14 protein-coding genes and 1 tRNA gene are annotated in these 23,469 nt (G+C 68.8%); 8 read left to right on the top strand and 7 right to left on the bottom strand.

What is annotated here, in order from left to right:
* The first annotated feature begins 833 nt into the window (after positions 1 to 833).
* Genes AB4851_RS32205 through AB4851_RS32175 form a run of 7 tightly spaced genes read left to right on the top strand, consistent with a single transcriptional unit; the run spans position 834 to position 14,946 of the window.
* Positions 834 to 2,039: a capsule biosynthesis protein gene (locus AB4851_RS32205; protein ID WP_414444020.1), complete on the top strand. Its 1,206-nt coding sequence runs from the start codon at positions 834 to 836 to the stop codon at positions 2,037 to 2,039.
* Positions 2,032 to 2,823, top strand: a complete 792-nt coding sequence (locus tag AB4851_RS32200) for an SDR family NAD(P)-dependent oxidoreductase (RefSeq protein WP_414450290.1) — start codon at positions 2,032 to 2,034, stop codon at positions 2,821 to 2,823. The genes AB4851_RS32205 and AB4851_RS32200 overlap by 8 nt, the downstream gene beginning before the upstream one ends.
* Positions 2,824 to 2,855: 32 nt before the next feature.
* A complete protein-coding gene (locus tag AB4851_RS32195) occupies positions 2,856 to 4,349 on the top strand; it encodes an LTA synthase family protein (protein WP_414450289.1) in 1,494 nt (497 codons plus the stop codon).
* Positions 4,350 to 4,351: 2 nt separating this feature from the next.
* On the top strand, positions 4,352 to 11,983 hold the full coding sequence (locus tag AB4851_RS32190; RefSeq protein WP_414450288.1) for an SDR family NAD(P)-dependent oxidoreductase: 7,632 nt from the start codon (positions 4,352 to 4,354) through the stop codon (positions 11,981 to 11,983).
* Positions 11,983 to 12,918, top strand: coding sequence for a UDP-3-O-acyl N-acetylglycosamine deacetylase (locus tag AB4851_RS32185; protein WP_414451996.1), 936 nt, complete (start codon positions 11,983 to 11,985; stop codon positions 12,916 to 12,918). The genes AB4851_RS32190 and AB4851_RS32185 overlap by 1 nt, the downstream gene beginning before the upstream one ends.
* Positions 12,919 to 12,958: 40 nt before the next feature.
* The gene (locus AB4851_RS32180; protein WP_414450287.1) at positions 12,959 to 14,275 is read left to right on the top strand and encodes an aminotransferase class I/II-fold pyridoxal phosphate-dependent enzyme; all 1,317 of its coding nucleotides are present in this window, start codon (positions 12,959 to 12,961) and stop codon (positions 14,273 to 14,275) included.
* Positions 14,276 to 14,307: 32 nt separating this feature from the next.
* Complete coding sequence (locus tag AB4851_RS32175; protein ID WP_414450286.1) at positions 14,308 to 14,946, top strand: GNAT family N-acetyltransferase; 639 nt, start codon at positions 14,308 to 14,310, stop codon at positions 14,944 to 14,946.
* A 41-nt stretch (positions 14,947 to 14,987) separates the two neighbouring features.
* On the opposite strand, the gene AB4851_RS32170 is transcribed toward AB4851_RS32175, so the two are convergent.
* The 3 genes from AB4851_RS32170 to AB4851_RS32160 form a co-directional block, all read right to left on the bottom strand.
* Complete coding sequence (locus AB4851_RS32170) at positions 14,988 to 16,088, bottom strand: asparaginase (RefSeq protein ID WP_414451995.1); 1,101 nt, start codon at positions 16,086 to 16,088, stop codon at positions 14,988 to 14,990.
* Entirely contained in the window at positions 16,037 to 17,278 is a 1,242-nt protein-coding gene (locus AB4851_RS32165) for a D-amino acid dehydrogenase (protein WP_414450285.1), read from the bottom strand. The genes AB4851_RS32170 and AB4851_RS32165 overlap by 52 nt, the downstream gene beginning before the upstream one ends.
* A gap of 105 nt (positions 17,279 to 17,383) precedes the next feature.
* Entirely contained in the window at positions 17,384 to 18,544 is a 1,161-nt protein-coding gene (locus AB4851_RS32160) for a GlxA family transcriptional regulator (protein ID WP_414450284.1), read from the bottom strand.
* A gap of 346 nt (positions 18,545 to 18,890) precedes the next feature.
* Here AB4851_RS32160 and AB4851_RS32155 point away from each other — a divergent pair, with 346 nt between their 5' ends.
* The gene (locus AB4851_RS32155) at positions 18,891 to 20,012 is read left to right on the top strand and encodes a branched-chain amino acid ABC transporter substrate-binding protein (protein WP_414451994.1); all 1,122 of its coding nucleotides are present in this window, start codon (positions 18,891 to 18,893) and stop codon (positions 20,010 to 20,012) included.
* A gap of 67 nt (positions 20,013 to 20,079) precedes the next feature.
* Here AB4851_RS32155 and AB4851_RS32150 read toward each other — a convergent pair whose 3' ends face one another.
* The 4 genes from AB4851_RS32150 to pal all read right to left on the bottom strand — a co-directional run bounded on the left by AB4851_RS32150 (position 20,080) and on the right by pal (position 23,457).
* Positions 20,080 to 21,699, bottom strand: a complete 1,620-nt coding sequence (locus AB4851_RS32150; RefSeq protein ID WP_414450283.1) for an NAD(P)/FAD-dependent oxidoreductase — start codon at positions 21,697 to 21,699, stop codon at positions 20,080 to 20,082.
* A gap of 321 nt (positions 21,700 to 22,020) precedes the next feature.
* Positions 22,021 to 22,096: transfer RNA gene (locus tag AB4851_RS32145), tRNA-Lys, on the bottom strand.
* A gap of 76 nt (positions 22,097 to 22,172) precedes the next feature.
* Positions 22,173 to 22,922 carry a tol-pal system protein YbgF gene (gene ybgF, locus AB4851_RS32140; protein WP_414444032.1) on the bottom strand — a complete coding sequence of 250 codons (750 nt, stop codon included), beginning with the start codon at positions 22,920 to 22,922 and terminating at the stop codon, positions 22,173 to 22,175.
* Between the two features lie 19 nt (positions 22,923 to 22,941).
* Complete coding sequence (gene pal, locus AB4851_RS32135) at positions 22,942 to 23,457, bottom strand: peptidoglycan-associated lipoprotein Pal (protein WP_414444033.1); 516 nt, start codon at positions 23,455 to 23,457, stop codon at positions 22,942 to 22,944.
* Between the last annotated feature and the right edge of the window lie 12 nt (positions 23,458 to 23,469).

The raw sequence follows: 23,469 nt of genomic DNA, 5'->3' as shown, positions 1-23,469 counted from the left end.
GAGAGGCGGCGCAGCGACGATGGGTCGAAACCATAGCCCTGTTGCATGACGGGCGATCGTTATCGCAACGAATGTCCGGTCGCCTACCACGCGAATTTTTGAGGGTCGTTGCTGCAATGCGGATGGCACGTTGCACGAAGTCGATTCGCGATCCGAGCGCGTCTTTTTGCGCTGCGGCGTCGAGCAACTGATGCGAACCTTCGACCTTCGGGCATGGGATTTTTCCTTGGCGGGCGGGGCTTGCCCCGATCATGAACCGACGGCGGGCAGAGCCTCGATCGCGCTGCGAGGCCCAGGATGCACGCAAATCGTCAGTATGCACGCTCGACGCCTCGCCGAACCGCCGCCGCGGCGCGGTCGCAGGTCGCAGGTCGCGATGGCGCCATGCATGATGCCCATCCAGCATGGGCAGGCGACAATATGCCTTGTCTTGGGCTTTATCACAATCTCGTCGATTTCAATGGATCACGTGAATGGGCCAGCCCGGCTCGGGTGGATTAACGGGCTATCGATGGCGATGCGCGGCTGAATGCCTGACATGCCCATTCGTTCTCTGACCGCAGCCCGGCGCGCTTCGAGCGCGCGATTTTATGCGTTGTGAGTAAGATTTGCCAACGGCATGTCAGGAATATTTTTATGGTTACATTTGTCACAATTTGATGCTAAATAGTCGGTCTGGTTGTATCTGATTTAAAGGTGATGCTATATTCCTCGGTCCGTCGTGCCGGGGTGCGGTGCGCGGAATTACCTGTCTGCAGTTGCTTCGGTCCCACCGAATTGCTGCGGTGCTTGTTCCGCGCCTGCCGGTGCATGCGGTCGATTTCACTCATTCGATGCCTCGCTCATTTCTAGTGCTGCAAGGCACGGCTTCACTGTTCTTCAGCCGTCTCGCTGACGCAATCGCGTCGCGCGGCCACGCGGTTTACCGAGTAAATTTTTGCGGTGGAGACTGGTTCTATGGCCGTACAAATCGGCCGTTGAACTACAACGGCAAATCCTCCGATCTTTCGGCGTGGTACGCCGACTTGATTGAACGCGAACGCATTACCGACATCCTCATGTTCGGCGACTGCCGCGAAATCCATCGCCCGATTCACGCAATCGCGCAGGCGCGCAGCCTGCGCGTCCACGTGTTCGAGGAAGGCTATATCCGTCCGCACTGGATCACGCTCGAGCACCATGGCGTCAACGGCCGCTCGCTGATGCCGTTGGACCCGCAAGCCTTTATCGCGGCACGCGAGGCGACGCCGCCTGCCAAGCCCGGCCAGCCCACCGGCTACAACCTCTACGAACGCGTTTTCCACGACATCAGCTACCGCGTCGCCAACGCGGTGTTCGCCTGGCGCTTCCCACGCTACCGCAGCCATCGCCCGCGCAACGGCATGGTGGAATACGGCGGCCTCGCGTTTCGCGCCTTGCTGCAAGGACGGCACCGCCGGCAAGCGGAGGCCGTCACGCGCGAGCTGATCGACGGCAATCGTCAGTACTACCTGTTTCCGCTGCAACTGAATTCGGATGCCCAGATCGTCGTGCATTCGCCGTTCGAGGGCGTGCGTGACGCCATTGATTACGTGATCCACTCGTTCGCGCGGCATGCGCCGTCCGACGCGGTGCTGCTGATCAAGAATCACCCGCTCGACACCGGCGCCATCGAGTATCGCCGCTTTGCGGAGTCGATCGCGCGTGCGGCCGGTATGGAAGGCCGGCTGCGCTTCATCAATTCGGGCCATCTGCCGACGCTGCTCGAACATGCGCGTGCCGTGGTGGTGGTGAACAGCACGGTTGGCCTGTCGGCGCTTCATCACGAGCGCCCCCTGATGGCGCTCGGGGCGGCAATTTATAATATGCGCGGCCTGACTTGGCAGGGCTCTCTTGACGACTTCTGGCTCAACGGTGACGTGCCCAACATGACCCTCTACCACGCGTTTCTCGACTACGTGATGCACCACACGCAGATCAACGGCGATTTCTACACGCGCACCGGCATCGCAATGGCGGTGGCGGGCGCGGTCGACCGTCTGGACCGCGCGGATGCCTGAGCCGTTGGTCCGTCACGTCGCGATCACCGGCGCGAGCGCGGGCCTGGGCCGCGCGCTCGCGCTCGATTACGCCGCGCCGGGCATGATGCTCGGCATCGTGGGCCGCAATCCCGCCGAACTCGAATCCACGGCCGCTGCCTGCCGCGCACGCGGCGCCACGGTCGAAACCGGCATCCTCGACGTGCGCGACGCAGCCGCCACCGCCGCCTGGCTGACCGCCTTCGACGAACAACACCCGATCGACCTGCTGATCGCCAACGCAGGCGTGGCCAGCACGATCGCGCACGCGAGCGACTGGGAAGATCTGGCGCGCACCGCCCGCGTGATCGACACCAACCTCTACGGCGCCCTGCACACGGTGCTGCCCGTGATCGACCGCATGCGCGTGCGCAAGCGCGGCCGCATCGCGATGGTCAGCTCGATCGCGGCGCTGCGCGGCATGGCGATCTCGCCGGCTTATTGCGCGAGCAAGGCGGCGGTCAAGGCCTACGCCGATTCGGTGCGCCCGTTGCTCAAGCGCGACGGCGTGCGCGTCACGGTGATCCTGCCCGGCTTCGTGAAAACGGCCATGAGCGACGTGTTCCCCGGCGAGAAGCCGTTCCTCTGGAGCGCGGAGCGAGCGGCGGCCTATATCCGCCGCCGGCTCGACGCGGGCCGCAGCGAGATCGCGTTCCCGGCGCTGCTGACGCTCGGCATGCGCCTGCTGCCGCTGCTGCCGGTCGCGCTGGCCGATGCGATCCTCGATCGCCTGTCGTACCTGCCCGCCGAGGACGCTCCACGGTGAGCGGCCACCTGATCCCGACGCTGGCGGCGGCCATGGCGCTGTCGTTCGCGCTCGACGCGATCGCCGTGCCGCGCGCGCCGCTGCGCCGGCCGCCGCTGTCTTTGGCGCTTCACATTCTTTCCGTACTCTTTCTCGCCGACCTGGCGCTCGCGCTGACTTCGCGGCCGATTTTCTCGGCGTTCGTGGCGCTGGCGCTCGTCGGCCTGGTGGCGGCCGTCAGCAATGCGAAGTATGAATCGCTGCGCGAGCCGTTCGTCTTCACCGATCTCAGCCTGTTCAGCCAGTTGTTCTCGCACCCACGGCTGTATTTGCCGTTTCTCAGCGTCGGCAAGGTCATCGCGATCGGGGTGGGCATCGTGCTCGTGATCGCGGGCTTCATCGCCGAGCCGCCGGCGGCGCACGGCTCGGCGGCGCTCGCCTGGCTCGCGGTGGCGCTGCCTTTCGCGCTGGCGCTGGGGATCGCCGCGCGCCTGCCGCTCACGCTCGACCCGAACGCCGACCAGCGCCGCCACGGCTTCTTCGCGGTGTTCGTCGCCTATTTGCTGAACGGTCTGCGGCCGGCCACGTTCCGGCGCTTCCGCGAGGTCATGGCGCGTGCGCCGTTCGCGGCCGGCGAGCCGGCGCGGCGCCCCGACGTGATCGTGATCCAGAGCGAATCGTTCTTCGACGCACGGCGCCTGGGCGACGAGATCGAACCGGGCCTGCTGCCGCATTTCGACGCAGCGCGCCGCGAAGCGGTCTGGTACGGCGAGATGGCGGTGCCGGCATGGGGCGCGAATACGATGCGCACGGAATTTGCGGTGCTCACCGGCACCGAATCGGCCTCGCTCGATTACGCGCGCTTCTATCCTTATGCTTTCGTCAGGCACAAGCTCGCCTCGCTGGCGGCCTGGTTCGGCCGTGGCGGCTACGACACGGCCGCGATCCATCCCTATTACGCGGATTTCTTCGGCCGCAACCGCGTGTTCCCGCTGCTGGGTTTCGAGCGGTTCCTCGACATCGGCCACTTCACCGCGGCGCCACGCGCCGGCCCGTACGTGTCGGACGCGGCCGTGGCCGACGCGATCCTGGACGAACTGGCGCTGCCGCACGAGCGGGCGCGTTTCGTGTTCGCGATGACGATGGAGAATCACGGCCCGCTGCACCTGGAAACTGTTCTGCCTGGCGAAGCCGCTTCACGTCATACTCTCGGCGACGGTTCCGCATGGCGGGATTTGACCGCCTATTTGCGACATATTGAAAATGCAGATGCAATGATCGGCCGCCTGCTGGATCATCTGCGTTCGAGCGACAGAGAGACGGTCGTCTGTTTCTACGGCGATCACGTTCCGGCCCTTTCCAGGGTTTTCGACCGTCTGGGCGCAAGCCCGGAACACAGCGACTATTTCATCTGGCGAAATTTCGGGCCAGATATTCCCGAACGTCGGGACGTGCGGGCCGCCGAGTTGGGCGGCTTGTTGCTGCAAGCGACACAGCTGGGGCGGAGTCGCGTGGACGAGTCGCGAGCATCAGAGAAAACGACATAACGATGAACGGAAAGATTGCAATTGTTGGGATCGCCTGCCGCTTCCCCGGTGGCGCCAATAATCCCGATGAACTCTGGAGCCTGCTGCGCGACGAGCGAGATGCCGTCACGCAGATTCCGGCCGAGCGCTTCGGGACGGAGTTCTATCAGCATCCGTCCAAGCGCGAGGCGGGCAAGAGCTACACGTTCTCGGCCGGTGTGCTCGAGAACATCGCCGGCTTCGATGCGGCATTTTTTGGCGTGTCGCCGCGCGAAGCGGCGCAGATGGACCCGCAGCAGCGCCTGCTGCTCGAACTGGCCTGGGAGGCGTTCGAGCATGCGGGGGTGCGCCCGCAGGACATGCGCGGCCGCAATTGCGGCGTGTTCGTCGGCGTGGCCAGCCCCGATTACGGCAACCGCAGCGTCGACGATCTGAACTCGGTCGATCCGTATTCGGCCACCGGCAACACGTTGAGCATCGCCTCGAACCGCGTGTCCTACCTGTTCGACCTGCGCGGGCCGAGCATGTCGATCGACACCGCCTGCTCGTCGTCGCTGGTGGCGCTGCACCAGGCGGTGCAGGCGCTGCGCTCGGGCGAAACCGAGCTGGCGCTGGCCGGCGGCGTGAACCTGCTGATGCACCCGTTCGGCTTCGTCACGTTCTCGAAAGCCTCGATGCTGTCGCCACGCGGCCGCTGCCGCGCGTTCGACGCAACCGGCGACGGCTACGTGCGCTCCGAAGGCGGTGCGTTCGTGCTGCTCAAGCCGCTCGAGCGCGCGCTCGCGGACGGCGACACGATCCACGCCGTGATCGCCGGCTCGGGCGTCAATTCCGATGGTTTCACGCAGGGCGGCATCAGCGTGCCGGGCTCGGCCACGCAGGCCGCGCTGCTGCGCAGCGTTTACGCGCGCGCGGGCGTCGATCCGCAATCGCTGTCGTATCTCGAAGCGCACGGCACCGGCACGGCGGTCGGCGATCCGATCGAGGCGCGCGCGCTGATCGACGTGCTGTCGTCGGGCCGTCCGGCCGACAAGCCGCTGCTGATCGGTTCGATCAAGACCAACATCGGCCACCTCGAAACGGCGTCGGGCATGGCCGGGCTGCTGAAGGCCGTGATGTGCCTGAAGCACCGCGCGGTGCCGCGCTCGCTGCACTTCGAAACCCCGAATCCGTCGATCGATTTCGCGGGTGGCCGCCTGCGCGTGGCCGACCGCTTCACGCCGCTCGGCGCCGAACACTGTGCGAGCGACGATCAACCGTTGACGGTCGGCGTCAACTCGTTCGGCTTCGGCGGCACCAATGCGCACGTCGTGCTGATGGAAGCCCCGGCCGTGGCACCCGCTGTGGCTGCGGCCGTTGAAGCGCCGGCCGAACGCCTGTCGCCGCTGGTACTGACGGCGCGCTCGTCGCAGGCGTTCGCCGCGCTGGCGGCGCGTTATTTGGCCGTGCTCGAACGCGGCGCGCACTGGCAGGCCGTCGCGGCCTCGGCCGCGCGTCGCCGCCAGTGGTTCACGCACCGGCTCGTGATCGCGCCGGCCACGGCCGACGAGGGCCGCGCGGCGCTCGCGGCGCTGGCGGAGGACGCATCGGCGTCGCCGGCTTGCGTGACGCGTGGCGAAGCGCCGCCCGATACGGGCCGCGTGGCGTTCGTCTACTCGGGCAACGGCTGCCAGTGGGCCAACATGGGCCAGCAGCTCTATGACGAAGATGCGGTGTTCCGTGCGGCGCTCGACGAAGTCGATGCGCTCTGGTGCGCCGACGGCAGCGCCTCGCTGGTCGAGGTGATGCGCGCGGGCGCGGGCGAAAGCTGGCTCGCCGCCACTGAAAACGCGCAGCCGCTGCTGTTCGCGATCCAGGTGGGCCTCACGCGCGTGCTGGAAGCGCGCGGCGTCGGTCACGAAGCCACGATCGGCCACAGCGTGGGCGAAGTGGCCGCCGCGTGGGCCGCCAAGATTCTCACGCTGACCGACGCGGTGCGCGTGATCAAGATCCGCAGCCGTGCCCAGGGCACGACGCGCGGCACCGGCCGGATGGCGGCGGTGGGCCTCAGCGAGGCCGCCGCGCACGAGGCGATCGCGCGCCTGGGTCTGACCGGCCTGGTCGAAGTGGCCGGCGTAAACAGCGCCGAAGCGGTCACGCTGGCCGGTTCGCTGCAGGGCCTGCAATCGATCGAGGCGGCACAGCGCGAAAGCGGCCGCTTCTTCCAGTTGCTCGATCTCGATTACGCGTTCCACAGCCGGCAGATGAACAGCATCGAGCCGATCGTGCTGGACCAGCTCGACGGGCTCGCGCCGCAGGCCGGCGACGGCAGCTTCGTGTCGACCGTGACGGGCGCACTGCTCGACGGCAAGACGCTCGACGCGCGCTACTGGTGGCGCAACATCCGCGAGCCGGTGCGCTTCGGCGACGGCATCGCGAGCCTGATCGCGGAAGGCGTGCGGATCTTCATCGAAGTGGCGCCGCACTCGATCCTGCGCAGCTACATGAAGCATTCGCTGGCGGCGGCGCAGGCGCAAGGCGCCGTGCTGCCGACGCTCAAGCGCGGGCAGGGCAGCGCCGCGACGCTCGACGCGTCGATCCTGTCGGCGATCGCGCATGGCGCGACGGTCGATCTCGATCGCTTCGCGCCGGCCGTGCCGGGCGCGGCCACGGTCGCGCTGCCGACCTATCCGTGGCAGCACGAATCCTACTGGCTGGAGCCGACCGTCGAGGCCTACAACCTCGTCAATCGTCACCGCGATCACCCGCTGCTCGGCTACCGCCTGCACGAACACGCCTACGGCTGGGAAAACCAGCTCGACCCGGCCAAGCTGCCGCTGCTGGCCGACCACGTGGTGGACGGCGGCGTGGCGTTCCCTGGCGCGGGCTATGTGGAAATGGCGCTGGCCGCCGCGCGGGTCTACTTCGAAACCGGCACGGCCGCGCTCGAAAACCTCGAAATTCGCGCGCCGGTGGTGTTCCAGCCGCAGCAGGCCAAGCTGTTCCGCCTGCATATCGAGCCCGAAACGGCGATCTTCACGATCGAGACGCGCGACCGCATGAGCGACGCGCCGTGGACGCTGAACGTCACCGGCCGCCTGCTCGCGAGCGGCAATACGCTCGGCGCGAAGTCGCTGGCCGATGTCGCCGCGCTCGACGCGCTGCGCGGTGCCGGCACGCTCGACGGCGCCGTGTTGTACGAGAACACCGCCGTGATCGGCCTCGATTACGGCCCGGCGTTCCGCTGGGTGCGCAACGTGCGCGTGGCCGGCGACACGGCGTTGGCCGAGCTGGCCGCCCCCGCCGCGTGCGGCGACGCCGCCGCGCTGGCCGCCTATCACCTGCATCCGGCGCTGATGGACAGCGGCTTCCATCCGCTGTTCGCGCTGCTCGGCGGCCTCGGCAAGCCAGGCGCCCAGGCCGACCGCGCGGCCTACGTGCCGGTGCAGATCGGCCGCGTCGATTACCTGCACGGCGACGCGATCGACCGCGTGCTGGTGCGCATCGAGCGCCGCAGCCCGCATTCGGTGGTGGCCTCGTTCGACTTCATCGATGCGAACGGCATCGTCGCGGCACGCCTCGGCAGTTGCCGGTTCCGCCGTGTCGATCTGCTCGGCCGCCGTCATCATGCGCCGTCGCGTTTCGTCTACACGCTCGAACATCGTCCGCTGCCGGCCGACGCCCGCGCCGACAGCCTGCCCGCGCCGGCCGATCTGCTGCGCGATGCGACGCAGCGCGTCGCGGCGAGCGAGGACACCGCGCGCCGCAGCCAGCATCTGACCGAGATGCTGCCGCTGCTCGACGTGCTCGCGAGCCTCTATGCGCTGCGCGCGCTCGACGCGATCGATGCGTTCGCCTCGCCGATACTGCCTACCCATCCGCAAGCCGCGCTGGTCGCGCGCCTGGCCGAGATCCTCGTGGAAGACGGCCTGGTCACGCGCGAGGGCGGCCATCTGGTGCGCGACGAGCAAGCCTGCGCGGCGCTGCCGCCGCTCGGCGAGCTCTGGCGCGGCCTGCTGGCCGAATCGCCGCATCACAGCGCCGAACTGACGCTGCTCGCGCATTGCGGCAAGGCCTTGCCGCGCGTGCTGAAGGGCGAACTCGATGCGGCGCGCGTGCTGTCGTCGACGGGCAAGGCGCTGGTCGAGCAGTTCTTCGACGCGTCGCCGACCTGGGAACACCTGCACGCGATGATGGCCGCCTGCGCGGCGAGCGCCGTCGAAGGCTGGCAAGCGCCGCGCCGCCTGCGTCTGCTCGAAATCGAATCGACTCGCGGCGACATGCTGCGCCCGCTGGTGGTGCGCCTGCCGGCCGACCGTTGCGAACGCACCATTTGCGGCACGGCCGAACAACTGGCCGCGTTCGACGCCGATGCGATGCCGGCGCTCTCGACGGTCGCGCAACTGCCGGGCGAGCGCTTCGCGCTGAAGGCCGATCCGGACGAACTGTACGACCTGGTGCTGGTCGATCGCGCGCTGGCCGGCCGGACCGATCCGGCCGACGTGCTCGCGTCGATCCGCGCGTGGCTCGCGCCGGGCGGCCTGGTGGTGCTGGCCGAATCGCGCCGCAACCGCTTCGCCGACATCGTGTTCGGCCTGCAGGCCGCCGACGGCCGCACCGCATCGCTGACGCCGGCCGAGCTCGAACAGCTCTGCGAGCGCGTCGGGCTGGTGGAGGCCGCGCGTCACGCCGAGCAGGATCTCGAACTCGAAGGCACGCCGAGCCTCGTTGTCGCGCGCCGTCCGCTGGCCGACGACAGCGCGGCCGAGGAAGAGGACGACAGCCTCGACGCGCTGGAGCGCGCCGAGCAATGGGTGGTGGTCACCGCCGACGACGACGCCGAGCCGATCGGCACGGTGCTGGCCGACGCGCTGACGCGTGCCGGCCATGTGGTCGAAGCGGTCGAGATGCGGCAGGCGGCCGGTTTCCTCGCCACCATGCCGGCGGCCGACGCCACTCATCTGGTGTTCTGCGCGCCGTCGCCGCGCCTGAGCGACCGCTCCGACGCCGACGCGCTGATGCAGGCGCAGCAGGCGGGTGCGATCGCGCTGGCCGGCCTGGTGCGCGCGCTCAACGACGAGCACCGCGCGGCAGGCGTGCGTCTGTCGGTGGTGACGCGCGGCTGCGCGCCGTTCGAGGGCGCCGCGCCGAACACGCCGGCCCAGGCCGCGTTGTGGGGCCTCGGCCGTGTGCTCGCCAACGAACATCCGGAACTGGGCTGCCGCCTGATCGATGTCGATCCGGCCGACGGTTTCGACATCGCGCAACTGGCGCGCGAGCTGCTGGTGGACGTGGCCGAGGAAGAGGTGCTGCTGAGCGCCGCTGGCCGTCGCGTGCCGCGCATGCTGAGCTTCGAGCGCGCGGCCGCACGCCAGCCGGCCGTTGTCGCCAATGTGCCGGCCGTGCTCGCGTTCGACGCGCCCGGCTCGCTGCGCAACCTCGAATGGTTTGCGCAGGTCGAGCGCCCGCTGGCCGCGCTCGACGTCGAAATCGAACCGGTGGCCACCGGCCTGAACTTCCGCGACGTGATGTACGCGATGGGCCTGCTGTCCGACGAAGCGGTCGAGAACGGCTTCGCCGGCGCGACCATCGGCATGGAGCTGGCCGGGCGCATCGTGCGCGTCGGCCGCGACGTGAGCGGCTTCGCGCCGGGCGATGCGGTGCTCGGCTTCGCGCCGGCCTGTTTCGCGACGCGCGTGGTGACGCGCGCCGACGCCATCGCGCCGAAGCCGGAACGCCTGAGCTTCGAGGAAGCCGCGACGATCCCCACCACCTTCTTCACGGCCTGGTACGCGCTGGTCGAGCTGGCGCGCCTGCGCCGCGGCGAGCGCGTGCTGGTGCACGGCGGCGCGGGCGGCGTGGGCATCGCGGCGATCCAGATCGCGCGTCACTTCGGCGCGGAGGTGTTCGCCACCGCCGGCAGCGACGAGAAACGCGAGTTCGTGCGCCTGCTCGGCGCCGATCACGTGCTCGATTCGCGCAGCCTCGCGTTCGCCGATCAGGTGCGCGTGCTGACGGGCGGGCAGGGTGTGGATATCGTGCTCAATTCGCTGGCGGGCGAGGCGATGGTGCGCAGCATCGACACGCTGCGTCCGTTCGGCCGCTTCCTCGAACTGGGCAAGCGCGATTTCTACGAGAACAGCCATATCGGGCTGCGTCCGTTCCGCAACAACATCAGCTATTTCGGCATCGACGCCGACCAGTTGATGGGCGTGCTGCCCGAGCTGACCGCGCGCCTGTTCGGCGAGGTCATGGCGCTGTTCGCCAACGGCGTGCTGCATCCGCTGCCGTATCGCGCGTTCCCGGCCGAGCGGGCCGAGGATGCGTTCCGCTACATGCAGCAGGCGCGCCAGATCGGCAAGGTGCTGGTCACCTATCCGTCGGGCACGCCCGCGCCGACGCGCGGCTTGGCCGATGCACCGGTATTGGCGCTCGATGCTCGGTCGGCCTATCTTGTTATCGGTGGCACGGGCGGGCTCGGCTTCGCCACGGCGCGCCGGCTGGTCGAGCGCGGCGCGCGTCATCTGACGCTGGCGAGCCGCGGCGGCCAGCTTGCCGACGCGGCCCGGGCCGAAGCCGATCGCTGGCGCGACACGCTCGGCGTGAGCGTCGAGGCGGTGGCCTGCGACGTGACCGATGCGGCCGCGGTGCAGGCGATGGTGGCGCGGATCGCCGCGCGCGGCACGCCGCTCAAGGGCGTGCTGCACTCGGCGATGCAGATCGACGACGGCCTGGTGCGCAACCTCGACGACGCCCGCTTCGAAGCGGTGCTCGCGCCGAAGGTGGCGGGGGCCTGGAACCTGCATCGCGCGACGCTCGATGCGCCGCTCGACTGGTTCGTGGTCTATTCGTCGGCCACCACCTTCCTCGGCAATCCGGGGCAGGGCAGCTACGTGGCGGCCAACAGCTTCCTCGAAGCGCTGGTCGCGCATCGCCGCGCGGCGGGCCGCCCGGCGACCTTCATGGCCTGGGGGCCGCTGGAGGATGTGGGCTTCCTGGCGCGCAACGACACCACCCGCGAGGCGCTGCAATCGCGCATCGGCGGCGCATCGATCACCTCCGACGAAGCACTCGACGCGCTCGAACAGGCGCTGGCCGACGGCATTGCCGGCGAGGCCGTGGTACGGATCGACTGGCAGGCGCTGTCGCGCGGCATGCCGGCCGCCAATGCGCGCCGGTATGCGCAGATGCAGACGCGCGGCGGCAGCGATGCCTCGCGCGATGGCGGCGACAAGCTGCGCGAGCAGGTTGCCGCGCTGCCGCACGACGAGGCGGTGGCGTTCGTGTCCGAAACGCTGCGCTCCCAGATCGCGCGAATCCTGCACATGACGGCCGACCGCATCGCGCTCGACCGCTCGGTGCTGGAAATGGGCATGGATTCACTGATGGGCATGGAACTCGGCCTCGCGGTCGAGGAAGTGTTCGAGGTGAAGCTGTCGGTGATGGCGATCGCCGACGGCGCGAGCGTGCTGTCGCTGGCGGCCCGCATCGTCGATTCGATCGCGGCGGCCGAAGCCAATGCGGGCGGTGATGCCGGTGCAATCGATGCGGTGGCCGCGATGGCGGCCAAGCACGCGCTCGACGCCGAGGCGAAGGCGGTGCTGAAGGTGGCCGCCAACGATCCGGCCGTGGCCGCCGAGCAGGATCGCGCGGTGCGGCTCGGGCTGGTCAAATGATGTCGACGGCCGCTGCAGCCGCGCTGCCGGCCGGCTGGCACGCCAGCCAGGGCACGCTCGCGCGCGAGCTGCGGCTCGACGGGCACGGCCTGCATACCGGCCGCCGCGTGTCGGTGCGGATTCTGCCGGCCGCGGGCGACACGCCGGCCACGCGCGGCATCCGCTTTCGCCGTCTCGACGGCGGGCGCGAGCTGGCCGTGCTGGCGGTCGATCCGGCGCTGCGCCGCGCGCAGCCGCTGTGCACCATGCTTCGGAATCCGGAAGGTGTCGGTGTACGCACCATCGAGCATCTGCTTGCTGCGTTGCTGACTTGCGAGATCGATCACGCGGTGGTCGAACTCGATGCCGAGGAGGTGCCGATTCTCGACGGCAGCGCCGCGCCGTGGATCGATGCGATCCGCGCCTGCGGCCGCACCGCGCTGAACGCGCCGAAGCGCTTCATCCGCGTGACGCGGCCGGTGACGGTGGCCGACGGCGAGGGCGGTTCGCGCCGCGAGATGCGGCTCGATCCTGCATCGCACTACGAAATGAGCGTGCGCAACGATCTGAAGGGCTTCGGCGAGATGCACTGGAGCGGCGCGCTGACGCCCGCGACGTTCGCCACCGACATCGCGCCGTCGCGCTCCTATGGCCGCGTCAAATGGGCGGTGCCCGCGATCGTGGCCGGCTACCTGCGCGGCGTGCCGATCCTGCGCGGCGCGCGGCCGTCGTGCACGGCGTCGATCGTCGGCAGCCGCGTGCTGGGCGGCATGCGCCTGCCCGACGAATTCGTGCGGCACCGCGTGCTCGATCTGGTCGGCGACCTGGCGATGGCCGGTGCGCCGCTGCTCGCGCGCGTGACGGCGTTGCGGCCGAGTCACGAAATGAACTTCCGCCTCGTCGATGCGCTGCTCTCGGCCCCCGATGCATGGGAATGGGCCGAGTTCGACGCATGACACGGCGGTCTTGATCCAGGTTTTACAGGCGAACGAATCGATGGGATTGGGAGATCATCTCCGGCAGCAACTCGCTGCGAAGGCGCTGAAGCGTCAATTGGACCGCGTGACCGAAGGCGGCTCGGCCGCGGCGCCCGTGCCCGTGTCGACCGCGCATGAAACGCCGCGCAGCCGCTTCGAGGCGATGACGCAGTACCAGCAATTGCGCATCATGCGCGAGATGGGCGAGAAGCTCGGCGTCGAATCGCCGTTCTTCCGCGTGCACGACGGGCTGGCCGGCGCGACCACCACGATCGACGGCCGCGAATACGTCAATTACGCGAACTACAACTACCTGGGCCTGGCGGGCGATGCCGACGTGTCGGCGCGCGCCAAGGCCGCGATCGACCGGTACGGCACTTCGGCGTCGGCCAGCCGCATGGTGGCCGGCGAACGGCCCGTGCAGCGCGAGCTGGAACACGCGCTCGCTTCGTTCTACGAAACGGACGATTGCGTGGTGTTTGTCAGCGGCCACGCCACCAACGTCACCGTGATCGGCTCGCTGTTCGGGCCGGGCGATTTGATCGTGCACGATTCGCTGGCGCACAACAGCATCGTGCAGGGCGCGCAACTGAGCGGCGCGAAGCGCCTGAGCTTTCCGCATAACGACTGGCAGGCGCTCGACGCGCTGCTGGCGCGCGCGCGCCACGAATATCGCAACGTGCTGATCGCGATCGAGGGGCTGTACAGCATGGACGGCGATCTGCCGGACCTGCCGAGGTTCGTCGAGATCCGCAATCGCCACGGTGCGTTCCTGCTGGTCGACGAGGCGCATTCGCTCGGCGTGCTCGGCGCGACCGGGCGCGGCATCCGCGAGCATGCGGGCGTGAACCCCGACGACGTCGACCTGTGGATGGGTACGCTGTCCAAGACGCTGGCCGGTTGCGGCGGCTTCATCGCCGGCTGCCAGCCGCTGGTCGACATGCTGCGCCACCTGGCGCCCGGGTTCCTCTACAGCGTGGGTCTCGCGCCGGTGCTGGCCGCCGCGTCGCTGGCCGCGCTGGAGGCGCTGCAACGCGAGCCGCAACGCGTCGCGCAACTGCGCGAGCGCGGCAAGCAGTTCCTCGACGAAGCACGCGCGGCCGGGCTGAACACCGGCACCAGCGAGGGCTATGCGGTGGTGCCGGTGATCACCGGCAGCTCGCTGAAGGCGGCGCGCTGGGCCAATGCGCTGTTCGACGAGGGCATCAACGTGCAGCCGATCTTCTATCCGGCCGTGGAAGAGAAGGCGGCGCGGCTGCGCTTCTTCATCTGCTCGACGCATCAGCCCGAGCAGATCACCCAGACCGTGGCCGCGCTGGCGCGGCTCGCGCGTTAAGCGCGTCAAACCCGCACCGGGCCGCCACCGCCATGACCACGCTTCCACCCGGCTGGACCTTCCGCGCCGCGCGGCCCGACGATGCGGCGGCCTGCGCGCCGCTGATTTTCGCGTCGGGCGTGCGTGAATTCGGTTTTTTTCTCGGTGCGTCCGACGAGGCGATCGTCGCATTTTTGCGCACGACGTTTCGGTCTGCGTACGGTCGTTTCTCGTGGCGTCGTCACCGCGTGGCCGTCGCGCCCGACGGCAGCGTGGCCGGCGTGCTGGCCGCGCATGACGGCCGTACGGTCGGCTTCGACGATCCGCATGTCGCCTGGATGCTGCTGCGCGGCTTCGGGCTGGGCCATACCGTGGGCAGCCTGCTGCGCGGGCTGGTGCTCGAAGGCGAGCTGCCGGCGCCGAAGCGCATGCAGACCCACATTGCCCACTGCGCGATCGATGCGCGCTGGCGCGGCACCGGCGTGTTCACCGCGCTGTTCGAGGACGCGCGCCAGGCCGGCGCGTTCGCCGAGGGCGCCGGCCGCGAGGTGGTGCTCGACGTGCTGCTCGATAACACCCGCGCGGCCGCGCTGTATCGCCGGCTCGGCTTCGTCGACGTGCCGCGGCGCAAGCCGGTGTCGCCGAAGCTGCCGGCGAATATCGAATCGGTGCGGATGCGGCTGGACGGCTGACATCGATTCCCGGCGCGCCCATTCCGGCGCGCCGTTCTTCCTCAATACTTCGAAAACATCGCCTGCAGCCCGGCGCGATCGCGGCTGACCGTCAGCCCGAGCATCAGCAGGATGCGCGCCTTCTGCGGAATCTGGTCGTCCACGCTGAGCCAGCCGTAGGCGTCGTCGGGCTGCGCGCCGTTGCGCGTGACCACGCCGTTGCCGGTGCGCGAGGCGCGCACGATCCATACGCCGCGCCGCGCGGCCGCGCGCAGCGTGTCGACCAGATGCGCGGCCACGTTGCCGTTGCCGGTGCCCGCGAAGATCAGCCCGTGCGACTGCGCGGTGGCGGTGTCGAGCCAGGCGGCGTCGAGTTCGCCGTAGGCTTGCACGATATCCACGCGCGGCAGCTCGGGCAGCGCGGCGGCGAACCATGGCGTGTTGATGGTGTGCGCGCGCGCCGGGCGGCGGTAATAGCGCGGCGTGCCATCCACCACGAGCCCGAGCGGACCGTACGGAGAACGAAACGCATCGAGCTTGAAGCTGTGCTGCTTGACCACGTCGCGCGCCGAATGGATCTCGTCGTTGGTCACCACCAGCGTGCCGAGGCCGTGCGAGCGCGGATCGGCGGCCACCGCGATCGCCGCGTACAGGTTCAGCGCCACGTCCGAACTGAGCGCCGACGGCGGCCGCATCGCGCCCACCACCACCACGGGCTTGGTCTGCTTCAGCGTCAGGTGCAGGAAGTAGGCGGTCTCCTCGATCGTGTCGGTGCCCTGCGCGAGCACCACGCCATCGATATGCGGCTCGGCCAGCCAGTGCGCCACGCGTTCGGCGATCTCGCGCAGCGCGGCGTTGCCGAAATTCTCGGAGCCGGTCTGCATCAGTTGCTCGGTGTGCAGTTCGGCGAATTGCGCGGCCTGCGGCACGCCGTCGAGCACCGCGTCGATGCCGAGCACCGAGCAGGTGTAGGACGCGGTATCGGTGGCCGCGGCGCCCTGGCCCGCGATCGTGCCGCCGGTGCCGATCACGGCGAGGTGGGGACGAGTTTGCATCGTTATCCGAAATGATAGGGAGCGGGAAGCGGTGGAAGGCGCCGCGCCGGAACGGCTCAGTGCGCGAAGCGCGCGCGCAGCGGATGTTGGCCGTCGCCGGCGAGCCAGTCGGCCAGCAGCAGCGCCGAGCCGGTGGCGAGCGTGAAGCCGAGCGCGCCCTGGCCGACGTTGAGCCACAGGTTGCGGTAGCGGGTGGGGCCGATGATCGGCACGCCGGTGGGCGTGGCGGGGCGCAGGCCGGTCCAGCGTTGCGGCTCGACGGCACGCGCGATGTCGGGGAACAGCGCGGCCACTTCGGCTTCGAGCGTGGCGAGGCGCGCAGGATCGGGCGCGGCTGTCGCGTCGATATCGGCGATGCCGGCCGCGCGCAGCCGGTTGCCGAGCCGCGCATAAACAAGCTTGCGCGCGAAATCGGTCAGGCTCGCGCGCGGCGCGTCGGCGCCGGGCGGCAGCGCGTAGGTGAGGCTGTAGCCCTTCAGCGGCCAGATCGGCACGCGCAGCCCGAGCGGCTTCAGCAGTGCGGCCGAGGCGGCGCCGGCCGCGATCACGATCTGGTCGGCCGGCATCGCCTCGCCGCCGCGCAGGGCGGTGACGCGCCCGTCGCGGCCGGCGCGCAGGCCGTCGATCGGCGTGCCGGTTTCGATCGTCACGCCGCGCTCGCGCAGCAGCGCCGCGAGCCCGAGGCAGAAGCGCCGGCAATCGGCGGTGTCCTCGCTGGGCGTGTGGATGCCGCCCGCGAATGTGTCGCGAAAGCGCGCGAGCGACGGTTCGAGCGCGATGCACTCCGCGATGTCGAGTGCAGCCTGCTCGCAGCCGAGCGCGCGCTGCAGTTCGAGCTGCCCCACCGCCTGCCGCATGGCAGCCGGATCGCGATGCAGCACGAGCTTGCCCGAGCGCACGAAATCGAAATCGAGCGACGGCTCGGCCGCGATCATCTCGTGCATCAGCGTACGGCTCAGGAACGACAGCGACAGCAAGTGCCGCGTCGTCAGCGCGCTGCGCGAGCGCGTGCAGGCCGCCAGGAACGCGAAGCACCAGCGCCACTGGTCGGGGTTCAGCGACGGCTGGAAGCGCACCGGTGCATCGCGGCGCGTGAGCCATCCCGGCAGCTTCGAGATCACGCCGGGGCCGGCCAGCGGCGCGACGTAGCTGTAGGACAACTGAGCGCCGTTGGCGGCGCTCGTTTCGCTGGCGACGTCGTCGCGACGGTCGATCACCGTGACGATATGCCCGGCCCGTTGCAGGTAGTACGCGCTCGACAGGCCGATGACACCCGCGCCGACGATCAGGATATGCATGCCGTTCTCCAGGCTTCCCGCTTGATTCGCAATCGATGCGGAACACTGTAGGGCGCACGGCGCGGCGCGGATTGCATGACGCTGCCGGAAAATAGAAGAATTGCGTCAGGCTGGTTCGGGCACGTCGGCCGGGGCGCGTTCACCGCCGCTGCCGGCCTTGCGCGCGCCGCGCAGCTTGCCCGGCGTCACGCCATAAGCCTCGCGAAACACGCGGATGAAATGCGCCGAATCGGAGAAGCCGCATTCATAGGCGATATCGGTGATGCGCCGCGTGGTGTTGACCAGCATCCAGCGTGCGTAGCGCAGCCGCATGCGCCGGTAGAACTCGTTCGGCGAGCAGCGCATCTCGGCCGCGAACGCGCGTTCGAGATGGCGCACGCTGCTGCCCGTCATGCGCGCGATCACGGCGATCGTCAGCGGGGCTTCGAGATTTTCTTCCATCAGCAACACGGCGTGGCGCACCGTCGCGTCGTCCACCGACAGGTAACCCAGCGCCGCGCGCCGCTCCACGAACGATGCGCCGCTCTGGCGGCTGACCGTCATCTGGTGGATCACCTTCGAGGCGCGATCCGGCCCGCAGTGCAGACTGATCAGCCGCGCGGCCAGCTCGACGATCGAGATGCCGCCCGCGCAGGTCACGCGGTCGCCGTCGATCAGATAATCGGCATGCGTGACCAGGCGCAGCGACGGGAACAGGCGGCGATAGTCGTCCACATGGAAGCTGTGGATGCAGGCCACGCGATCGTCCATGAGGCCCGCGCGCGCCAGCACGAAGCTGCCCGTGCAGAGGCCGATCAGCGGTGTGCCGGCCTCGGCCGCGCGCAGCAGATAGTCGCGGTAGCGCGGGTCGGTCTGATCGAGATGCGGCAGCAGCCCGCCGATCACCACCACATAGTCGAAGCGCGACGGATCGGGGAATGGCGTCTGCACCGGCACCGGAATGCCGCAGCTCGATTCGATCGTCTCGCCCTCGACGCCGACGATGGTCCACAGGCAGCGCAACTGGCGGCTCTGGTCGCCGCGATCGGCCGCGTGGCGCAGCGCGTCGCACAGCCCGGCGAGCGACAGCAGCGGGAATTTCGGCCACAGCACGATCGCCACGCTCAGTTCCGCGCCGGCCGAGCGGCTCGGCAGCGTGTCGCGGGTCGAGGCGCGCGCGTCGAGCGCATCGACCAGCAGGGCACTCGATGGGCTCGGCGCGGTTGGCACATCCGGCGAGGACGGAGGCGGTGAGGCGGGCGGTGAGACGGCGTCGGCGTGGGTCATGCGCGAACTCGGCGGCGTGGGGCGGGGCGGCCAAGGCCGCATGCGCCGATTGTAGCCGTGCGCGGGCCGGCGCCTCGCGCCTGGCGCATTTGTTCTATTTCCGGGCAGAACGATTCAATGCCGCCGCTTTGTGGCTGCCTACAGTCGATCCCGTCGACGCAGCACCGCGCACCGGTTCCGGTGTGCGGGATTTCCAGGTCAGACGAAAGCCGCCCGGCGCGCGAGGCCGGCCGTGTCTGCCCCGGCGACGGGCTTCCAGTGCCTGCGCCGGTCCATTGCCATCACATCAGGCGGGTGAAGCATGAACAAGAACAGCGTATCGGGACGCCGCGCGTGCGCGGCCGGCATGCTCGCGGCAGCAGCGGGCTTGACGGGCAGTTTTGCGGCCACGGCCGCCCATGCCGACGACATCGTCAAAATCGGCGAGGCGGCGCCCGTGACCGGGCCGGCCTCGTATCTCGGCAAGGACACCGAGAACGGCGCCCGGCTCGCGATCGAGGAGATCAACAAGGCCGGGCTCGTGATCGGCGGCCGCAAGGTCACGCTCGCGTTCGATGCGCAGGACGACGCCGGCGACCCGCGCCAGGCCACTCAGGTGGCGCAGAAACTGGTCGACGACAAGGTGGTGGCCGTGGTCGGCCACATGCAGTCCGGTTCGACGATACCGGCCTCGAAGATCTATCACGACGCCGGCATCGTGCAGGTCTCGCCGTCGGCCACCAACCCCGCCTACACGCAGCAGGGCTTCAACACCGCCTACCGCGTGGTGGCGACCGACGCGCAGCAGGGGCCGACGCTGGCCGACTACGCGGCGCACACGCTGCACGTGAAATCGGTGGCGATCGTCGACGATTCCACCGCCTACGGACAGGGGCTGGCCGTCGAGTTCGAGAAGCGCGCGAAGGCCGACGGCATCGCCGTGCTGTCGCACGACGCGAGCACCGACAAGGCCGTCGATTTCCGCGCCATCCTCACCAAGATCAAGGGCGAGAAGCCCGACGCGATCATGTACGGCGGCCTCGACGGCACCGGCGGCCCGTTCGTCAAGCAGGCGCGCGCGCTCGGCATGCGCACCAAGGTGCTGGCCGGTGACGGCCTGTGCGCCGACGATCTCGCCAAGCTGGCCGGCGAGGCGGCCGACGACGTGGTGTGTTCTATCGCCGGCGCGCCGCTGCTGAAGATGGCGGGCGGCCCCGCGTTCGTCGAGCGCTACAAGGCGCGCTTCGGTTTTGCGCCCGTGCTGAACTCGCCGTTCGCCTATGACGCGGTGGGCATCATCGTCGACGCCATGAAGCGCGCGCAATCCACGGAGCCGGCCAGGATCCTGGCCGCGATGCCGGCCACGCATTACCAGGGCGTGCTCGGCGATACGCAGTTCGACGCGAACGGCGACCTGAAGCATGGCGTGATCTCGCTGTACCGTTACGTCGGCGGCAAGCAGACCTTGCTGGGCGTGGTGGAGAAGTAAACGCACGAAGCCCGGTCGAACGACCGGGCTTCGTTGTTTTCGGATGCGGCTTGCTTGGCTTACCGGCTTACTTGCGCGGCGCCGTCATGTCGAGCGCCACCGCCTGCGCCACCTCGATGCCGTCGATCGCGGCCGAGTAGATGCCGCCCGCGTAGCCCGCGCCTTCGCCGGCCGGGTACAGGCCCTCGACGTTCATGCTCTGGTAGTCGTCCTTGCGGCGCACGCGGATCGGCGACGAGGTGCGCGTTTCCACGCCGGTGAGCACCGCATCGTGCATCGCGAAGCCCGAGATCTTCTTGTCGATCTGCGGCAGCGCCTCGCGGATCGCCTCGATCACGTAGTCGGGCAGGGCGGTGCTGAGGTCGGTGGGGTTCACGCCCGGCTTGTACGACGGCACCACCGAGCCGAGCGAGGTCGACGGCCGGCCGGCGATGAAATCCCCGACCAACTGGCCCGGCGCGCGGTAATCGCCGCCGCCCAGTTCGAACGCGCGCTCTTCCCATTTGCGCTGGAACGCGATGCCGGCCATCGGGCCGCCCGGGTAATCCTCCGGCGTGATGCCCACCACGATGCCCGCGTTTGCGTTGCGCTCGGCGCGCGAATACTGGCTCATGCCGTTCGTGACCACGCGGCCCGGCTCGGAGGTGGCCGCCACCACCGTGCCGCCCGGGCACATGCAGAAGCTGTACACCGCGCGCCCGTTGTTGGCGTGGTGCACCACCTTGTAGTCGGCCGCGCCGAGCAGCTTGTGCCCGGCGAACTTGCCGAAGCGGCTGCGATCGATCAGCCCCTGCGGATGCTCGATCCGGAAGCCCAGCGAGAACGGCTTCGCCTCGATATACACGCCGCGGTCGTGCAGCATCTGGAACGTGTCGCGCGCGCTGTGGCCCACGGCCAGCACCACGTGGTCGCAGCGCAGCGTTTCGCCGTTCGAAAGCGTGAGCGCGCGCACCTTGCCCTGATCGATCTCGATGTCGTCCACGCGGGTTTCGAAGCGCACTTCGCCGCCGAGCGCGTGGATCGTCGCGCGCATCTTCTCCACCATGCTGACCAGGCGGAACGTGCCGATGTGCGGCCGGCTCAGATAGAGAATGTCTTCCGGCGCGCCGGCCTTGACGAACTCCTCCAGCACCTTGCGCCCGTAGTGGTTCGGGTCCTTGATCTGGCTGTACAGCTTGCCGTCGGAGAACGTGCCGGCGCCGCCTTCGCCGAACTGCACGTTCGATTCGGGGTTCAGCACGCTCTTGCGCCACAGCCCGAAGGTGTCCTTGGTGCGTTCGCGCACGGCCTTGCCGCGTTCCAGGATGATCGGCCGGAAGCCCATCTGCGCGAGGATCAGCCCGGCGAACAGGCCGCACGGCCCCATGCCGATCACCACCGGGCGCAGCGACGTGCCGTGTTCGGGCGCCTTCGCGACGAAGCGGTAGGCCATGTCGGGCGTCGGGCCGCAATGCGGCTTGCCGGCGATTGTCTGGAGCGCCGCGGCTTCGTTCTCGACCTCGATATCGACGATGTACGTCAGCTTGATGTCGGCGCGCTTGCGGGCGTCGTGCGCGCGGCGGAACACGTTGTAGCGGAGCAGCGCATCGGCGCCCAGGCCGAGTTCCACCAGGCGCGCGCGGATCGCGGCTTCGAGATCGCTCTCGGCATGGTCGAGGGGGAGTTTGACTTCGCTTAGCCGTAACATGGGGACTCGAATACTGTGGCCACGGCGTCGGGGTCGTGGCGGTGTTGAGACAGGCGGGGGCGTAGGCCCCGCGAGCATGCCGGATGCCGGCCCGTCATTGCCGGGACGTGGCGCAAGGCCTGTCGGGCAGACTCGGGGCGAGCGCCTGGCGAGTGCGTCGGTTCGAACGCCTCGCCGTGCGGGCCCAAGCCGGATGCGGTGTTCAAGTCGGGCAGCATAGCACTCCGGTTCGATGCCGCGTGCATGCCGAGCCGGGCTGGAACCTGGCGGGCCATCAAGCAAAAAGCCCGGTCTTTCGACCGGGCTTTCTGTTTGATGCTTTGGTAGGCCGTACGGGATTCGAACCTGTGACCAACGGATTAAAAGTCCGCTGCTCTACCAGCTGAGCTAACGACCCAAAGAGGCGAAATTATAGCCGCTAATTTTCGGGATCGTCAAGCACTCGACCCTTAACGACATGATCCTGCCATCTTCTACTTGATCGAATCGATCTTCGCCTGCGCCGCCTGCGCCGCGCTCGAACCCTGGAACTGCGACACCACCTGCTCGAACGTGCGTTTCGCGGCCGGTTTCTGGCCTTGCTCCAGCTGATTCGTGCCGATCGCCACGAGGGCGTCACCGGCGCGCGGGTGCTGCGGGAAGGCCTTCACGAGCGCCTGCCAGGTTGCCGTCGAGCCCTTGTAGTCGCGCAGCGCGTACTGCGCGTTGCCGAGCCAGTACTGCGCGACCGGTTGATACGGGCTTTGCGGGTACTTGGCGATGAAGGCGCGGAACGAAGCGGCCGCGCCCTTGAAGTCGCCGGCGCGGAACTGCTGGGAGGCCGCGTTGAACGCGTCCGTTTCCCCGGGCTGGACCGTCCCTTCGACACCATCCACCGTGGTCTGCTGCGGCTCGAACTTCTTGAGACGCGTATCGAGATCGGAGTAGGCGTCGCGCTCCTGACGCTCAAGCGTCGTGAGGCGGTTGGTCAGATCCTCGTTCTGGCCGCGCAGCGTCGCAACCTGCTGGTTGAGCTGGTCGATACGGGCGGACTGATCGAGGATCGTGCGTTGCGCGGCCGACACCTGATTGGTCAGGTTGTCGGTGCGGCTACGCAGGTCGAGCACGGCGCGACGGGCTTCGTCGTCGTCGAACATGCCCGCGTGCGCGGGCGCCGCGCCGAGCGCGACACCCGCGACGCAGGCCGCGGCGGCTGCACGCAGCCAGGGGAAGCGGTGCGTCATACGGCGGTTCGTCCCTTACTTATTGTTGATAGACGATGTCCGCGCGGCGGTTTTGCGCCCACGAAGCTTCGTCATGACCGGTCGCTTGCGGCTTTTCCTTGCCCAGGCTCACCGATTCCATTTGCGAATCCGGCACGCCCAGCAGCGACAGGCCGCGGCGGACGGCTTCGGCACGCTTCTGGCCCAGCGCGAGGTTGTACTCGCTGGTGCCGCGCTCGTCGGTGTTGCCCTGGATCAGGATGTGGCGCGCCGGGCGGCTCTTCAGGTATTGAGCGTGCTGGCCCAGCAGACCTTGGTACTGATCCGACACCGAGTAGCTGTCGAAGTCGAAGTACACGCTGCGCTTGGCCAGCGGGCTGTTCGGATCGTTCAGCGGATCGACGTTCACTTGCGCGACGTCGTTCGGGTTCGGTTGCGTTTGCAGCGCGTTGCCTTGCTGGTTCGCCTTGTCGTCGAGCTTGACGCCCGACTTACAGGCGGCGAGTGCCGCGAACATCATGACGGCGAGTGCGAGGCGAGCTTTATTGGTCTTCATGGTGAATCTCCT

Origin of the sequence: Burkholderia sp. 22PA0099 (genome assembly GCF_047497165.1) — a bacterium.
Taxonomy (GTDB): domain Bacteria; phylum Pseudomonadota; class Gammaproteobacteria; order Burkholderiales; family Burkholderiaceae; genus Burkholderia.
Note: the sequence above shows the minus strand (reverse complement) of the source record. Positions and strands in the feature narration are given on the sequence as shown.

Coding starts and splice junctions, on each gene's coding strand:
- AB4851_RS32205 (WP_414444020.1), top strand. CDS start 834: ATGCCTCGCTCATTTCTAGTGCTGCAAGGCACGGCTTCACTGTTCTTC.
- AB4851_RS32200 (WP_414450290.1), top strand. CDS start 2,032: ATGCCTGAGCCGTTGGTCCGTCACGTCGCGATCACCGGCGCGAGCGCG.
- AB4851_RS32195 (WP_414450289.1), top strand. CDS start 2,856: ATGGCGCTGTCGTTCGCGCTCGACGCGATCGCCGTGCCGCGCGCGCCG.
- AB4851_RS32190 (WP_414450288.1), top strand. CDS start 4,352: ATGAACGGAAAGATTGCAATTGTTGGGATCGCCTGCCGCTTCCCCGGT.
- AB4851_RS32185 (WP_414451996.1), top strand. CDS start 11,983: ATGTCGACGGCCGCTGCAGCCGCGCTGCCGGCCGGCTGGCACGCCAGC.
- AB4851_RS32180 (WP_414450287.1), top strand. CDS start 12,959: ATGGGATTGGGAGATCATCTCCGGCAGCAACTCGCTGCGAAGGCGCTG.
- AB4851_RS32175 (WP_414450286.1), top strand. CDS start 14,308: ATGACCACGCTTCCACCCGGCTGGACCTTCCGCGCCGCGCGGCCCGAC.
- AB4851_RS32165 (WP_414450285.1), bottom strand. CDS start 17,278: ATGCATATCCTGATCGTCGGCGCGGGTGTCATCGGCCTGTCGAGCGCG.
- AB4851_RS32160 (WP_414450284.1), bottom strand. CDS start 18,544: ATGACCCACGCCGACGCCGTCTCACCGCCCGCCTCACCGCCTCCGTCC.
- AB4851_RS32155 (WP_414451994.1), top strand. CDS start 18,891: ATGCTCGCGGCAGCAGCGGGCTTGACGGGCAGTTTTGCGGCCACGGCC.
- AB4851_RS32150 (WP_414450283.1), bottom strand. CDS start 21,699: ATGTTACGGCTAAGCGAAGTCAAACTCCCCCTCGACCATGCCGAGAGC.
- ybgF (WP_414444032.1), bottom strand. CDS start 22,922: ATGACGCACCGCTTCCCCTGGCTGCGTGCAGCCGCCGCGGCCTGCGTC.
- pal (WP_414444033.1), bottom strand. CDS start 23,457: ATGAAGACCAATAAAGCTCGCCTCGCACTCGCCGTCATGATGTTCGCG.